Source organism: Agrobacterium sp. a22-2, from assembly GCF_012276985.1.
In the GTDB taxonomy this organism is placed as follows: domain Bacteria; phylum Pseudomonadota; class Alphaproteobacteria; order Rhizobiales; family Rhizobiaceae; genus Allorhizobium.
On sequence record NZ_JAAXMM010000010.1, the window covers coordinates 159,505 to 173,118 of the forward strand.

Below are 13,614 nucleotides of genomic sequence, written 5' to 3' on the forward strand. Positions count from 1 at the left end.
GGAACTTTATGACCCGATCTGAAGCTCAGGGGCGTTTGCCTGGCATCGCCCCTGTCTCCGTCATCGATATTGGCTCCAATTCGATCCGTCTTGTCATCTATGAGGGTCTGTCGCGGGCGCCGACGGTTCTTTTCAATGAAAAAGTGCTGTGCGGCCTGGGCAAGGGCCTGGCAACCACCGGCCGCATGGACGAGGACGGCGTGCAGCGGGCCTTGGCGTCGCTCCGGCGCTTCGGCGCTTTGTCGCGTCAGGCCCAGGCAACCGCCATGTATGTCCTGGCGACCGCTGCTGCCCGCGAGGCGAGTAACGGACCGGATTTCATCGCCAAGGCCGAGAGCATTCTCGATCACAAGATCGAAGTGTTGACGGGCGAGGAGGAAGCCCATTATTCGGCCCTCGGCGTGATCAGCGGCTTTCATGAGCCGGACGGCATTGCCGGTGATCTCGGCGGCGGCTCGCTGGAACTGGTCGACATCTCGGGCAACAGCATCAGCCAGGGCATGACCCTGCCGCTCGGCGGCCTGCGCCTGTCGGAAACCGCCGGCGGCTCCCTGCCGAAGGCCAGAGCGCTGGCCCGCAAGCACATCGGTGCCGTGTCCATGATGGGAAAAGGCGTCGGACGGACTTTCTATGCAGTCGGCGGCACCTGGCGCAACATTGCCAAGCTGCACATGGAAATGGGCAAATACCCGTTGCACATGATGCAGGGCTATGAATTGTCCGTCGAGGAAATTACCCGCTTCCTCGACGAGATCATATCGGGCGCTAACGCCCGCGATCCGGCCTGGGCGACCATTTCCAAGAGCCGTCGCGCCCTGCTGCCGTTCGGTGCCATCGCAATGCGCGAAGTCATCGAGGCGATGAAGCCGTCCAGCGTCTGCTTCTCGGCGCAGGGGGTGCGCGAAGGTTATCTCTATTCGCTGCTGTCGGAAGAGGAGCGCACGGTCGATCCTCTGCTGGCCGCCGCCGACGAACTGGCGATCCTTCGGGCAAGGTCGCCCGAACATGCCAGGGAACTGGCCGACTGGACCGGCCGGATGATGCATTTCTTCGATGCGGCAGAGACCGGCGAGGAGGTCCGCTATCGCCGGGCCGCTTGCCTGCTGGCGGATATCAGCTGGCGAGCCCATCCGGACTATCGCGGCCTGCAGGCGCTCAACGTCATTGCCCATTCGTCCTTTGTCGGCATCACCCATCCGGGCCGTGCCTTCATTGCGCTCACCAACTACTACAGGTTCGAAGGCCTTTATGACGACGGTCGGACGGGACCGCTTGCCGCCATTGCCACGGAACGGCTGCTGGAGCGCGCCAAGCTGCTTGGCGGACTGCTGCGTGTCGTCTACCTGTTCTCGGCCTCGATGCCGGGCATCGTCCACAACCTGACCTTCGCCCGTGCCTCGCGCCCGGATCTCGACCTCGAATTCATCGTACCGTCCGCCTATCGCGATTTTGCCGGCGAACGGCTTGATGGCCGGCTGCAGCAATTGGCCAAGCTGACCGGCAAGCGCCTGGCGTTTCGGTTCCAGTAGCCTGTCGTTTGCGGGAATACCGGGAATCGCTTTAGATTTTTTCGAGAGCTACGACGCCGAGCGGCTGGTCGCGTCCCTTCAGCATATAGGTGCCGAGCGGCTCGGCCCTGATTCCGGTGGGTAGGACGGTGAAGTCGAACAAATCGCTCGACATCAGCACCGGGCGATCTACCGACTTGCAGAGGGCCTCAAGCCGCGCGGTGGTGTTCACGACATCGCCGAAATACGTGATCTTGTGGTGGTCGACGCCAATTTCGGCCGTGACCACGCTTCCCCCATGCAGGGCCGCCCGCAATTGTGGCACACGCCCGTATTTTTCCTGCCAGCGCGCCGCATCCGCTTCGATTTGCGCGAGGATGTCGAAGACGCAGGCGACGCTGCGGCCGGCATTGTCGCATCGGCCCGAGTTCCGACTGGGATGCAACGGCCAGCTGATGATGGCCGCATCCCCCACATAGTCGTCGATCGTGCCGCCATGGCGGATGACGGGCTCGCAAATGCCGCCGAAGATCGCGCCGATGAACTCCTGCGCCTTGAGGTCACCAAACGTCTCGGCGTAACTCGTCGAGCCGGCGAGATCGATGAACAGGAAGATTCGCTCCTCCTGGATCGGACGTCGATACCGACCGGTCAACAGGCTGAGGAAGACGTCGCGCCCAAGCAATTGGCGGATCCGCATGACCGAGATACCCAGGAAGAACAGGATCAGTGTGTAGGCGAGCGTCTTCGGCGGGATGATCAATACATCTTCCCACGAACCGGTGATTTGCCCGGTTCCCTTCAGCAGCACCCCAGCCGCAGCAAAGCCCAGGCCGGCCAGAACGAAATAGATCAGGATTGTCGAGAGGAAATAGGTGGGTGTCGGCAGGCGCCTGATGCGGGCATGAAGGCCACGCAAAATGAAACCCCGTTCAAAGACAATCAGCGGCATTGTGCAGAAATTTGCAAACACCATCGCGACAACATGGCCGTTGCGCATGTCGAAAACGAATGTGTAAAGCACGCCGCACAGCGAAATCAGGGCAATCATCAACGCCCAGCGCAGGTGCGACAGTCTCAGAATATCCAGTATGCCCCTGCGGCATTGATCAATCATTGCTAGTTACACGGAACTCGCTTCGGTACGTCTGTCGGACAATAGCCGCTTTACGAGACCGGGCAAGAGAAAGGCAGGCAATTCTCATCACCGTACCGTGTCCTGTCCCGCCGACGGCCGCCAGCAAGGAGACTGTGCATGGAAAAGAGGTGCCGGCCGCTTGCGGGCCGGCACCCCGTCGACATGGAAGCTACGCTTACTTGGCGGCGAGGAAATCGCCGACTTCGAGCAGCACGAACTCGTTGTCGTCCGCCTTGTCGAGCGCCCGGCCGGCCGAGAACGGCAGGTTGTTGTCATTGCCGACGACGATATGGGTCGGGTCGATGACGTCGACGTCCTCGATGGTGACGAAGGGCATGTCGTAGAAGCCTTCGCCGCCGCCCTGGCGCTTCTTGTTGTCCGGATCGGCGATCTTCATCAGGTCGATATAGCCGATCTTGCGAGCGGCCTTGCCGGCGTTCTCGTCGGTCATCTCGATCTTGTAGATGCGCTTGTGCTTAGCGGGAACCGCAAAGCAGGTCGGCTCGGGCTTCTTCGGATCGGCGCAGGCCTTTTCAGCCGTGCCGGCACCGTTGTCGCGCTCGATGACCAGAGCCGTGGTGGCGTCGATCATGTTGAAGTCGCCGATCGCCTCGCCGCCTTCCGACAGCGGATAGAGCCAGGAGCGGCCGGTCCAGGCCTTCGAGGCAACGTCCAGCTCGATGATGCGGAGCGCCGTCAGGCCGTCGGCCTTCTCGACCGAACCGTCCTCGAGATAGAGCGGGCCTTCCAGCAGGCCGTAGAGTTTGGCGCCGTCCTTCGACATGGCAAGACCTTCATAACCGCCCGAGCGCTTCAGGTTGAAGGCTGGCAGCTTGGCCGTCGGATTGGCTGGAACGACCAGGGTGGCATTGTCCGGCGACTTGACATCGGTCTCGCCGGCCTTCGTGGCGATTACGTCGGTGAGCTTGCCGTCCTTGCTAAACTTCAAGAGATAGGGGCCGAACTCCTCGCCCACCCAGAAACCGTCGGCAACCGGCTGGATCGATTCGACGTCGAAATCCGCACCGGTCAGGTAGCGCTGTTCGGCACCTTCCATGACGATCGGGAAGGGGGCTCGTCTGTCCGGGTCGGACAGGAACACGGTTTCGATCGGCTCGACCTTGCCATTGTCCCAGTCGAACTTGATGTGATGCAGCATCAGCATGGAATCGCTGGAATTGGCCTTGGAGCCGAAGCCGTTGTCGGACAGGCTCCAGAACGTGCCGTCTTCCATGGTCTTGATGCCGGAAAAGCCCTGCATGGCCTGGCCGTCGAAGGGCATGGAGAGACCGGTCGGGCGGACGCCGTCCTTGCCGGGCACGGTGCCGAGCGCGTCGGTGCGCTTGCGGTCGGCCGTGGTGAACTTGCCCGAGGTCTGGAGATGGGCCGGCGCATCGGCCGGGGCCTTGATGATGCTGTTGGCCGGCAGGATCGCATGGGAGACGAGCTTGGCCGGGAAGGCCTTCTCCTCGGCAAGCACAGGGGCTGCGATGAAGAGGCAAAGCGAGACGGAGGCGAAAAGAGCTTTTTTCATAAGATCACCAATGATGAGCGGGAGTTGACGCCGCAGCCATAGGCGGTGTCGATGTCCGCCCGATTGCGGCGCCATGAAATTTTGGTGACAGGTGGGGTTATACCCGGATCAGTTCCTGCCAGCGTCCGGGCGTCAGGCCGTAGCTCTTCTTGAAATGCCGGGTGAAATGGCTCTGGTCGGCAAAGCCGGCCTCCATGGCGGCCTCCGCCAGCGGCGCGCCGGACAGCATGGCGCGGCGGGCGCTCTCCAGCCGTCGCATGACCAGATAGCGATGCGGGCTGGTGCCGGTCAGGCGCCGGAACTGGCGCGCCAGCGTATAGCGGTCGAGCCCCGTCAGCGCCTCGAGGTCCTGCGAGGTGACCGTCTGCTCGCTATGTTCCCGCAGATAGGCGGTCGCCCGGTCGACTGCGGTTCTGGCCGATGCCTCCGACCTCTGTGCCGGCATGCCGGCATGGCGCTGCAGGCCGGCGGCAATGCGGGCCAGCACATCATCGAAGGCCAGCACATCGGGGTTCGCCTCGATATCCGTCAGCGCTTCGCTGAGCGCCCGGGCGAAGTCAGGGTCGCTGAACACCGGAGTGGCGACGAAAGGCAAGCTCACATCCGTCTCGCCGCCCGCCTGGCGGATCAGTTCGGGCGCAACATAGAGCATACGGTAGCGCAGGCCATCCTCGGTGCCGGCCGCCCCGTCATGCAGTTCATCGGGATGCAGCACGATGATATTGCCCGGCTGGCTGAAACGGCTTTCGCCGCGATAGTGGAAGGTCTGCACGCCGGAAAGCGTTAGCCCCAGCGCATAGGTGTCGTGGCGGTGCGGCGCAAAGCCGTTGCCGCGGAACGAGGCCTCGATGCGCTCGATGCCGAGCGCCGTCGGGCCGGTGCGGATGCCGTCGGCAAGGATCCTGCACGAACGTTCAAGACCATCGGTTGCCGGGCCTGCTACCTCGGGCGAAACCGCCAGGCGGCCCTGGTGACCCTGACTGGAGTAAGACATGTTCGATACCAAATTCGTCATCGTGCTGCGCGACGATCTCGCGCCGTGGCAGAAGCTCAACGTTACCGCCTTTCTGACCAGCGGCATAGTCGCGGCCACGCCGTCGATCATCGGCGAGGCCTATCGCGACGCGAGCGGCAATCTCTACAATCCGCTCAGCATCCAGCCGATCGTCGTGCTGGGCGCCGACCAGGAAACCCTGCGCACCATCCACCGTCGCGCGCTGGAACGCGAGGTCACGACATCACTCTATATCGAGGAAATGTTTGCAACCGGCCACGATGCCGCCAACCGGGCCGTCTTTGCCGAATATGGACCGGATGATGCCAAAGTGGTCGGCATTGCCCTGCGCACCGACAAGAAGATCGCCGACAAGATCACCAAGGGCGCTAAGCTGCACGGATAAAGTCGATACCAAGCTCGATCGCGATCGGGGCGAGGATCACGACGGCGCCGACGGGCGTGGCAAAGCCCAGGAGAAAGAACACGGCGACGCTGACCAGAAGATAGGCGCCCCAGGCGATGCGCTGCGGCGTGCGTAACCCGGCGACGCCGACGGCCAGATTGGCCAGGGCAAAGGAGATCACAAGCACGTTGGCAGCGCCCGGTTCTATCAAGCCAGCCTTGGAAACACTCCTGAGCGCGAGTGCAAAGGCTGCAATGATGAGCGCGAGGGCAATCAGCCTTTTCGATGGGATCACGTCCAGCAATCAGGCCTCCAGCGCCAGAACGGCAAAGCTCGCCAGCCAGTGTTCGCCCATATAGTCGCCCGCCACATGCGGCAGGGCGGCATCGAGATGATGCAGGGCAGCGGTCTCCATGATTGCTCGACGTGGATCATCTGCCGGCAAGGCCCTGGCGAGCGACCGCCAGCACCAGGCGCGGCTGAGGTTCAGGCCGTCGAGATGGGCGATCTTGCCGTCGGAGCGGTCCGATACCGCGGCCGGGCTGAACAGGGTTGCCGGCCGGCGCAGCGCAATCTCAGGCAGGAAACACTCGAACCATGGCAGGAAGTCGGAGGCCGGCATCAGCCGGTGCAGGCATTCCGCTTCGATCAGGGTGGACGACAGAAAATCGTCGCCGGACGGCTCGCCCCAGGCAGGGCAGGCACTATCGCTGCCGTACCAGCGCAAAGCCGTGGTGTGCAGCAGGGTTAGGAACGCTTGGTCGCCGGCCGCTTCGGCATAGTCTGCGGCAAGCCGCAGGGCGAAGGCCGTGTTGAAATGGGTGCCGACCCGCACCGGATAGGTGGCAAGCGGCAGGAAGGTATGGAAGTTGCGGACGATGCGGTCCGTCAGCGGCGCCAACGTGTTCCCCCAGGCCGGATTGTCCGCTGCGTGCAGCTCTGCGGCAAGCTTCAGCAGCCAGCCCCAGCCATAGGGCCGCTCATAGCCGCGCGCCGAAGGACGCTCGAAATAGGCGCATTCGCCGGCCACCTTGTCGGCCACGAACATTGCGTCGAACAGGGCCTGGATGGCGGACGCTGCCGGCATGTCGGGAAAGCGGCGCAACAGGGTGGCCAGCAGCCAGTAGCCATGCACGCAGGAATGCCAGTCATAGCTGCCGTAGAAGATCGGATGCAGCATGCTGGGTGCCGCGACATCCTCTGCACCTTCCATGCCGTGGAGGATGTGGTTCGGAAACTCGCGCCGCACATGGCCAAGGGCGATCTGCGCAAAGCGTTCGGCGGTCTCGGCATCCAACTTACGGCTCATGGCGCAGTCTCCGGTCAATCCTGTGAAAGGTGGAGCAGGTCGCCCCAGTCGGCGCGCCGTGCCTGGCGAAAGGCCTCGCCGTCGCGACGGCTGATGACGGTCTCCTGCGCCGTGCCGTCGCTCAGACAGAGCTTCAACCGGCCGACGCCGCCCGACACGCGCGGCGGCGAGAGGACACGGGCGCCGGAGCGCGTGATCGGCTGCCTTGCGGCGGCGACAAAGATGTATTTCTCGTCTTCCCACGGCACATCGGCCTGCTTGACCTGGCGGTGGATGCGCGACCGCGCCACCCGGCGGGAAAAATGGCACCAGTCGGGCGACACGATCGGGCAGGCGGCCTGGTGCGGGCAGGGGGCGATCAGAAAGGCCCCGACCTCAAGCAGTGTCTGGCGAGCGGTGAGGATGCGCTTCCAGCCGGCCGGCGTGCCGGGTTCAATGATGACGATCGTGTCCGTGGTCAACTCGAACAGCTTTCGCGTCACCTCGGCGATGCGGTTTTCGGCCAGTTCGTCCAGCACATAGGCAAGCGTCACCAGATCCGCCTTTTCCATCTGCGGCAGATCGCCGAGAATATCTCCGGCCCGCCAGTCGCAGGTGAGGGAAAGCGCGCCGGACAGGGTTTCTCCGACCTTGCGGATGGCGGGGCTTGCCTCCAGCATCGTTGCCGATTGCAGGCCGGGCCAACAGTCGGCCGCGGCCCACAGCGCCGTGCCGGGACCGGCGCCGACATCGATCTGGCGTTTCGGCGAAAATGTATCATGCACTTCGGCCACCGCATCCAGGGCGGCGCGCACCGCAGCAAAGGTGGCGGGCAGGCGGGCGGCGAGATAGGCCTTGGCGGCAAGCTCGTCGCTCAGGTGCAGCTGCCCGTCGCGCACCTCGCGGCGATAGCGGTTGGACAACCGCTCGGCAGCCTTCATCAGGGGGTCGAGAGGCTGGTGTTCGAGCAGGCGCTCGACGGCGCTCTTCAGGGCGGCTGGCAATTCCACGGGGGCGGTATCCGGTCAGTCGGTGCGTTGATGGAGGATTAGAGCAAGTGCGCCGGTTTGACGAGACGCAAAGTCGTGCGCGGCTACTCTAGCGCCGCGCTTCCCATTCCGGCCGGAGGATCGACATCATCACGCTGTCAAGGCGATTGCCGTCCGGAGCGAGGATTGCTTCGCGCTTGATGCCTTCCTCGACATAACCGAGCTTGCCATAGACATGCCGGGCACGGTCATTGTTGGCGATCACGTTGAGCCACAGCCGATGGGTCGGGGTCTGCTCGAACACCCAGTCGATACAAAGCTGCACCATCCGACTGCCGCTGCCCTTGCCGGTGTCGCGAACGGCCAGCCGCTTGATGAAGAGATTGCCGGACGGATCGTCGAAATCCCGCAGGAAGACGAAGCCGAAATCGTTGCCCTTGCCATCTACGCCGATCAGATAGGCGCAGGTCGGATCGGCGAAATGCGCGACATGCTGTTCCTGCGAAAACCGGCCGATGAACTGCTCGTAGCCCGGCTGGCGTTCGACGTCCATGATGAAGCCGATGTCATCGGCGGTTGCGCGGCGCAGGCGGATGTCGGCCATGGCTCAGAGCTCCACGGCCTCGACCTTCTTGCCGACGAAGCGCAGCGCCACATGACCCTCGATCAGCTTCAGCGCGGCATCGCCGAACAGCTCGCGCCTCCAGCCATGCATGGCCGGCACGTCGGCAGCCTCGCCATCGGCGGCGATCTTGTCGAGATCCTCGCTGTTGGCGATCATCTTGGCGGCCACGCCATGTTTTTCCGACGTCAGCCGCAGCAGAACTTTAAGCAGTTCGACGGCTGCCGCCGCACCCTCGGGCGCATGGCTGTGACGATGCGCCTGCGGCCATTCCGATTTCGGCAGGGCGAGCGCGGCGTTGACGGCGTCGATGATCGCTGTGCCCGACGAGGAGCGTTCCCAGCCTTTCGGCACGGTGCGAAGCCGGCCGAGCGCTTCGGAATCCTTCGGCTGCTGCTGGGCGATCTCGTAGATCGCATCGTCCTTCAGAACCCGCGAGCGCGGCACGTTGCGGTTGCGGGCCTCGCGTTCGCGCCAGGCGGTGACCGAACGCATCACGGCCAGTTCCTGCGGCTTCTTCAGCCGCATCTTCAGCCGCTGCCAGGCATCGTCAGGATGCAGGTCATAGGTCTCGCGGGATTCCAGAACCGCCATCTCTTCCGTCAGCCAGCCGGCGCGGCCTTCGCGCTCCAGCTCGGCCTTCAGCTTCAGATAGACGTCGCGCAGATGGGTGACATCGGCCAGCGCATAGTCGAGCTGCTTTTCCGACAGCGGCCGGCGGCTCCAGTCGGTGAATCGCGACGACTTGTCGAGCGCCACGCCTTTGACCTTCTGCACCAGCTGGTCATAAGACACGCTGTCGCCGAAGCCGCAGACCATGGCCGCCACTTGCGTGTCGAAGATCGGATGCGGAATGAGATTGCCGAGATGGAAGACGATTTCGATGTCCTGGCGGGCGGCATGGAACACCTTGACCACATTGGTGTCGGCCATCAGCGCGAAGAACGGCGCCAGGTCGATGCCCTTGGCGAGAGGATCGACGATCACCTCGAGATCGGGGCTTGCCATCTGGATCAGGCAGAGTTCGGGCCAGAAGGTGGTTTCGCGCAGAAACTCGGTATCGATCGTTACGAATTCCGATTGGGCGAGTTGGCGGCAAGCCTCCTCAAGCGCAGCAGTGGTTTCAATCATTTCAGCTCGGTCATCGAAAATTGCGTTGTCAATCTTCCTTCCCCTTTAGACCGGGGATGTCAAGGCGAAGGGCCGGCTTGCGGTGCCGTTCACGGGCCGGGTCAACCGTTATTTCGCAAGCGCCACGCCACGCATTGCTGCGATGTTCTGGCGGTGGACGGCCTCATAGGGTTCGAAATAGCCGATCCGCCCCGCCGCCACATCCTCCGCCACGAATTGCGCCAGCGTCAGCGTGTCGAGATCGGCGTGAGACACATCATCCAGCAGCCGCTGCAGATAATCGCGATTGGCCTCGATCAGGCCTGTTCCGTAGCCGCCGGCCTCGATCACCGCCGGATCGCCGTGATTGGGCAGGATGCGGCGGGTCGGCAGGGTGAGCAGGCGGTTCAGTTCGCGGATATGGGTCGCCGTGTGCTCCGGCTCGGAGATATAGGTGACGGTATCCTCCACCGTGTCGCCGGCAAACAGCAGGCCTTCGTCCGGCAGCCACATCACGGTGCCATCGGCGCTGTGAATGTCGAATTGCAGTAGTTCGACGGTGCGGGGCCCGAGCGTCAGCACCAGCCGCTCGCGAAAAAGCCGGTTGGGCATGACCAGCGGCTTGATCGGCGGGTCGCTCTCCTCCAGTTTGGCACGATTGGCCTCGAGCGTCTCGGCGGTCAGATGATTGGCGATGATCTCGCAATCGGCAAAGACTTCGTTGCCGGCCACATGATCGGTGTGCCAATGGCTGAGCACGACGCGAATGCCCGTCACCCCGAGGCTCTCCAGATGGCGGCGGATGGCGCGGGCGTGATCGAGCGAGATATGGGTGTCGTAGACCACGGCCTCTGGACCTTCGACGATCGCATAGGTCGCCACACCCAGCGCATAGGCACCATCGTCCAGCCAGTTTTCGTCCTGAGAATGCAGCCGCTTGCCGGCAATCCGTCCGTCATAATAGGCAAAGATGCCGGGATAGGGCGTGAGAATGGAAAGTGTCGCGGAAAGGTCGGGCACGGCAGGCGTCCTTGGGCATCGAGGTTTCAGCAGCCAAAGACGCGGTATAGAACGCCGTCTGTCAAGACCGTCGGGACCGCCGGATCAGACGATGCGGATATAGCTGGTCATGCCGGTCTTCTGGTGCTCGATGACGTGGCAGTGGAACACCCAGTCGCCGGGATTGTCGGCCACCACCGCCAACTGCACCTTCTCGTCCGGCAGGATCAGATAGGTATCCGAGACCAGCGGCAGCACCGGCCGGGTCGAGGACGACAGCACATGGAAATTCATGCCGTGGATATGGATCGGATGGGCGTGCGGCGTGACGTTTTCGAGGTTGAGGATATAGGTCTGGCCACGCTTCAGCTCGGCAAGCGGCGCCATCGGATCGGCGCTGTCGCCCGGCCACGGCACCTTGTTGATTGCCCAGAACGAATAGCCGAGCGTGCCGCAGATCGAATCGCGGGCCGCGTTTTCGGCCGTGGCGCTCAAAAGCAGCGGAATCTGCTGAGCGTTTGACAGGTCGGGCGCCGGCGCCGGATTGGGCTCAAGCGCCGGTACGTCGCCAAGATCGCGCTTCAGGGACGTGCCGACCGCACGGAACGCGGCGACGGTCTTGGGCGCGCTCGGCCTGACATCGCAGAGCGTCACGATCTGGCCTTCGTCGTCGGGCATGCGCAGGATCAGGTCGAGCCGCTGGCCGGGCGCCACGATGGCCATGTCGAGCGGCATGGGCGCCGGCACCGGCTGGCCGTCGATGGCGGCAATCAGCGCGTCCGCGCCGTCGAGCTTCAGATTGTAGATCCGCGTCACGTCGGTCGCGGCAATGCGCAGCCGCACGAGACCGCCGGTGGGCAGGTCCTGCTGCGGTTCGATCTGCCAGTTGGCGGTCCGCACCGTGCCGAACGTGCCGGTCTTGGCCGCGTCGCGCGGCTTGAACTGTTCGATGAACTGGCTGTTGCCGCCGAGCCGCCAGTCGCGCAGGTTGAGCGCGATCTCGGCGTCGAACACCGGATCGTTGGGATCCTCGACGATCAACAGGCCGGTCAGGCCGCGGCCGATCTGCTCCAGCGTATTGCAATGGGGGTGATACCAGAAGGTGCCGGCATCCGGCGGCGTGAAGGCATAGTCGAAGCTGTCGCCGGCATAGATATAGGGCTGCGTCAGGAACGGCACGCCGTCCATGCCGTTGGCGATGCGTAGGCCGTGCCAGTGCACCGTGGTCGGTTCCTCGAGGCGATTGGTGAATTTGAGCGCGAAGGCCTCGCCGCGTCTCATGCGCAAGGTCGGCGGCATGGCGCCGTCGATGCCGCCCGGCTGGCGATAGGTCATCATGCCGCGGGTCGTCGCCTTGCCGTCAATCAGCGCGTCGGTGATGGCGGCCTCCAGCTGATAAGGGTCGCTCGAGGCAAAGGCGCCGGAGACCTTGCCCGCCAGCCCGAGACCCAGGCCATAGGCGCCGGCAATGGCGGACCCTTTCAGCAAGGTGCGGCGCGACAGGGGCAACATGGCACTCTCCGGATGGGGTGTTCTCTGTGTCTTTTTAAAGTTGAGTTTCGAAATCAGCAATCAGGAAACGATGGCCATCTTGCCGCAGGCCCAACCGGATCATGTCCGGTCGGTCTTGTCCTGTGATGGCTCGGCGGGCGGCGCGCCGGCCAGCTTGCTGAAGAAGGTCGATGTGCGCAGCAGATTGCGAAAGCCCATGCGGCGTTCCGTCGTCGGCACACCCTCGCGCACCGTCATGCGCTGCAGCGTGTAGGCCAGGAAACAGGTGAGCACGACGGCGGTGTAGTAGAACAGGGCATGCGGCCCGAACAGGTCGATCATGAACGAGGCAAACAGCGGCCCGATGACGGCGCCGAGCGACCAGAAGAACAGCGTGCCGGCCGAGACCAGCGCATGCTGGCCGGGAGCGGCGTGGTCGTTGGCATGGGCCGAACAGAGCGAATAGAGCGGCATGGCAAAGGCGCCGAACAGGAAGATGCCGGCATAGTTGAGCCACGGGCTGCTATCAGCAAACAGCGCGATGAACAGGCTGGCGGCCAGCGACCCGAGCGTCGCCACGAGAATGATCTGCCGGCGGTCGAGCTTGTCGGAATAATGGCCGAGCGGATATTGCAGCACGACGCCGGCAAAGATGCCGACGCTCATGAAGGTGGCGATCGAGGTGACCGACATGCCGATGCCATCGGCATAGATCGGCCCGAGCGAGCGGAAGCTGGAATTGGTCAGGCCGACGACGACGCAGCCGATGGTGGCCAGCGGCGAGACGCGCCACAGCGTGCGCACATCGAACCGCACATGGGCCGGCGCCTCCGGGCTCGAGCGGTCGGCAAACGAGATCGGCACCAGCGACAGGGTCAGCGCCATGGAGATGATGGCAAACAGCTGGAAGCCGTCGAGCCCGACGGCGGGGATCATGTACTGCGCCAGCGTCACGGCGCCGAGATCGACGAAACGGTAGACCGACAGGGTGCGCGCCCTGGTGTCATTGGTGACGCGGGCGTTCAGCCAGCTTTCCACCACCGCAAACAGGCCGGCGAAACACAGGCCCTGGACGAGCCGCATCAGGAACCAGCTGGTCGGGTCGATGAACAGAACCATGCAGATCGAGGCGGCCGAGGCGATCGCCGCCAGCGCCGAGAAGGCACGGATATGGCCGATCGAGCGGATGATCCGCGTCACATAGATGCAGCCGATCGCAAAGCCGATATTGTAACCGGTGCCGATCATGCCGATCATCGACGGCGAAAACCCCTCCTGCAGGGCGCGCAGCGAAATGAAGGTGCCTTGCAAACCGTTGCCGCCAATCAGGATGCCGGCGGTAATCAGAAGGGGAATCAGGGCACGAATCTGCGACATCGGGGAAATTCTGCTGAAAAAGAGGGCGATTGCGGGATGAATCACCAGCGCTAGAGCACACATTAGGCAGGAAAGCGACGCTTTGACAGGCAGAATCGCGCAAAATGCGCAAAAGCTGCTTTATGCTACGGTTCCGGCCATTTCAGCACAATCTGCGG

General features: G+C 63.5%; 13 protein-coding genes. 2 read left to right on the forward strand and 11 right to left on the reverse strand.

Annotated elements, in window-relative coordinates; translation table 11 throughout:
• The first annotated feature begins 8 nt into the window (after positions 1-8).
• Positions 9-1,529 (forward strand): exopolyphosphatase, encoded by a 1,521-nt coding sequence (ppx, locus tag HFC70_RS16965; protein WP_168474458.1) that lies wholly within the window; start codon positions 9-11, stop codon positions 1,527-1,529.
• Positions 1,530-1,560: 31 nt separating this feature from the next.
• Here the strand turns inward: ppx and HFC70_RS16970 are convergent, their stop codons facing one another.
• The 3 genes from HFC70_RS16970 to HFC70_RS16980 all read right to left on the reverse strand — a co-directional run bounded on the left by HFC70_RS16970 (position 1,561) and on the right by HFC70_RS16980 (position 5,174).
• Complete coding sequence (locus HFC70_RS16970) at positions 1,561-2,508, reverse strand: adenylate/guanylate cyclase domain-containing protein (RefSeq protein WP_246735826.1); 948 nt, start codon at positions 2,506-2,508, stop codon at positions 1,561-1,563.
• A 313-nt stretch (positions 2,509-2,821) separates the two neighbouring features.
• On the reverse strand, positions 2,822-4,180 hold the full coding sequence (locus HFC70_RS16975; protein ID WP_168474460.1) for an esterase-like activity of phytase family protein: 1,359 nt from the start codon (positions 4,178-4,180) through the stop codon (positions 2,822-2,824).
• A gap of 97 nt (positions 4,181-4,277) precedes the next feature.
• Positions 4,278-5,174, reverse strand: coding sequence for an AraC family transcriptional regulator (locus HFC70_RS16980; RefSeq protein WP_246735827.1), 897 nt, complete (start codon positions 5,172-5,174; stop codon positions 4,278-4,280).
• On the opposite strand from HFC70_RS16980, the gene HFC70_RS16985 reads away from it, so the two are divergent.
• Complete coding sequence (locus HFC70_RS16985) at positions 5,173-5,580, forward strand: DUF2000 family protein (protein WP_168474462.1); 408 nt, start codon at positions 5,173-5,175, stop codon at positions 5,578-5,580. The two genes, HFC70_RS16980 and HFC70_RS16985, sit on opposite strands and share 2 nt — an antisense overlap.
• On the opposite strand, the gene HFC70_RS16990 is transcribed toward HFC70_RS16985, so the two are convergent.
• From HFC70_RS16990 to HFC70_RS17025, 8 genes are all read right to left on the reverse strand, one after another.
• Entirely contained in the window at positions 5,564-5,884 is a 321-nt protein-coding gene (locus HFC70_RS16990) for a hypothetical protein (protein WP_168474463.1), read from the reverse strand. The two genes, HFC70_RS16985 and HFC70_RS16990, sit on opposite strands and share 17 nt — an antisense overlap.
• The gene (locus HFC70_RS16995; RefSeq protein ID WP_168474464.1) at positions 5,885-6,889 is read right to left on the reverse strand and encodes a DUF2891 domain-containing protein; all 1,005 of its coding nucleotides are present in this window, start codon (positions 6,887-6,889) and stop codon (positions 5,885-5,887) included.
• Positions 6,890-6,903: 14 nt separating this feature from the next.
• Positions 6,904-7,878 (reverse strand): small ribosomal subunit Rsm22 family protein, encoded by a 975-nt coding sequence (locus tag HFC70_RS17000; RefSeq protein ID WP_168474465.1) that lies wholly within the window; start codon positions 7,876-7,878, stop codon positions 6,904-6,906.
• Between the two features lie 88 nt (positions 7,879-7,966).
• Positions 7,967-8,461: a GNAT family N-acetyltransferase gene (locus HFC70_RS17005; RefSeq protein ID WP_168474466.1), complete on the reverse strand. Its 495-nt coding sequence runs from the start codon at positions 8,459-8,461 to the stop codon at positions 7,967-7,969.
• A 3-nt stretch (positions 8,462-8,464) separates the two neighbouring features.
• Positions 8,465-9,610 carry a ribonuclease D gene (gene rnd / locus HFC70_RS17010; protein WP_168474467.1) on the reverse strand — a complete coding sequence of 382 codons (1,146 nt, stop codon included), beginning with the start codon at positions 9,608-9,610 and terminating at the stop codon, positions 8,465-8,467.
• A gap of 108 nt (positions 9,611-9,718) precedes the next feature.
• Positions 9,719-10,609 (reverse strand): MBL fold metallo-hydrolase, encoded by an 891-nt coding sequence (locus HFC70_RS17015; protein WP_168474468.1) that lies wholly within the window; start codon positions 10,607-10,609, stop codon positions 9,719-9,721.
• A gap of 84 nt (positions 10,610-10,693) precedes the next feature.
• Positions 10,694-12,100 carry a multicopper oxidase family protein gene (locus tag HFC70_RS17020; protein WP_168474469.1) on the reverse strand — a complete coding sequence of 469 codons (1,407 nt, stop codon included), beginning with the start codon at positions 12,098-12,100 and terminating at the stop codon, positions 10,694-10,696.
• Between the two features lie 99 nt (positions 12,101-12,199).
• The gene (locus HFC70_RS17025; RefSeq protein ID WP_168474470.1) at positions 12,200-13,456 is read right to left on the reverse strand and encodes an MFS transporter; all 1,257 of its coding nucleotides are present in this window, start codon (positions 13,454-13,456) and stop codon (positions 12,200-12,202) included.
• Between the last annotated feature and the right edge of the window lie 158 nt (positions 13,457-13,614).

What these genes read in the sequence shown, in the direction of transcription:
- ppx (WP_168474458.1), top strand. Translation starts at nt 9, where the DNA reads ATGACCCGATCTGAAGCTCAGGGGCGTTTGCCTGGCATCGCCCCTGTC.
- HFC70_RS17005 (WP_168474466.1), bottom strand. Translation starts at nt 8,461, where the DNA reads ATGGCCGACATCCGCCTGCGCCGCGCAACCGCCGATGACATCGGCTTC.
- HFC70_RS17025 (WP_168474470.1), bottom strand. Translation starts at nt 13,456, where the DNA reads ATGTCGCAGATTCGTGCCCTGATTCCCCTTCTGATTACCGCCGGCATC.
- HFC70_RS16980 (WP_246735827.1), bottom strand. Translation starts at nt 5,174, where the DNA reads ATGTCTTACTCCAGTCAGGGTCACCAGGGCCGCCTGGCGGTTTCGCCC.
- HFC70_RS16975 (WP_168474460.1), bottom strand. Translation starts at nt 4,180, where the DNA reads ATGAAAAAAGCTCTTTTCGCCTCCGTCTCGCTTTGCCTCTTCATCGCA.
- HFC70_RS16970 (WP_246735826.1), bottom strand. Translation starts at nt 2,508, where the DNA reads ATGCGCAACGGCCATGTTGTCGCGATGGTGTTTGCAAATTTCTGCACA.
- HFC70_RS17020 (WP_168474469.1), bottom strand. Translation starts at nt 12,100, where the DNA reads ATGTTGCCCCTGTCGCGCCGCACCTTGCTGAAAGGGTCCGCCATTGCC.
- HFC70_RS16995 (WP_168474464.1), bottom strand. Translation starts at nt 6,889, where the DNA reads ATGAGCCGTAAGTTGGATGCCGAGACCGCCGAACGCTTTGCGCAGATC.
- rnd (WP_168474467.1), bottom strand. Translation starts at nt 9,610, where the DNA reads ATGATTGAAACCACTGCTGCGCTTGAGGAGGCTTGCCGCCAACTCGCC.
- HFC70_RS16985 (WP_168474462.1), top strand. Translation starts at nt 5,173, where the DNA reads ATGTTCGATACCAAATTCGTCATCGTGCTGCGCGACGATCTCGCGCCG.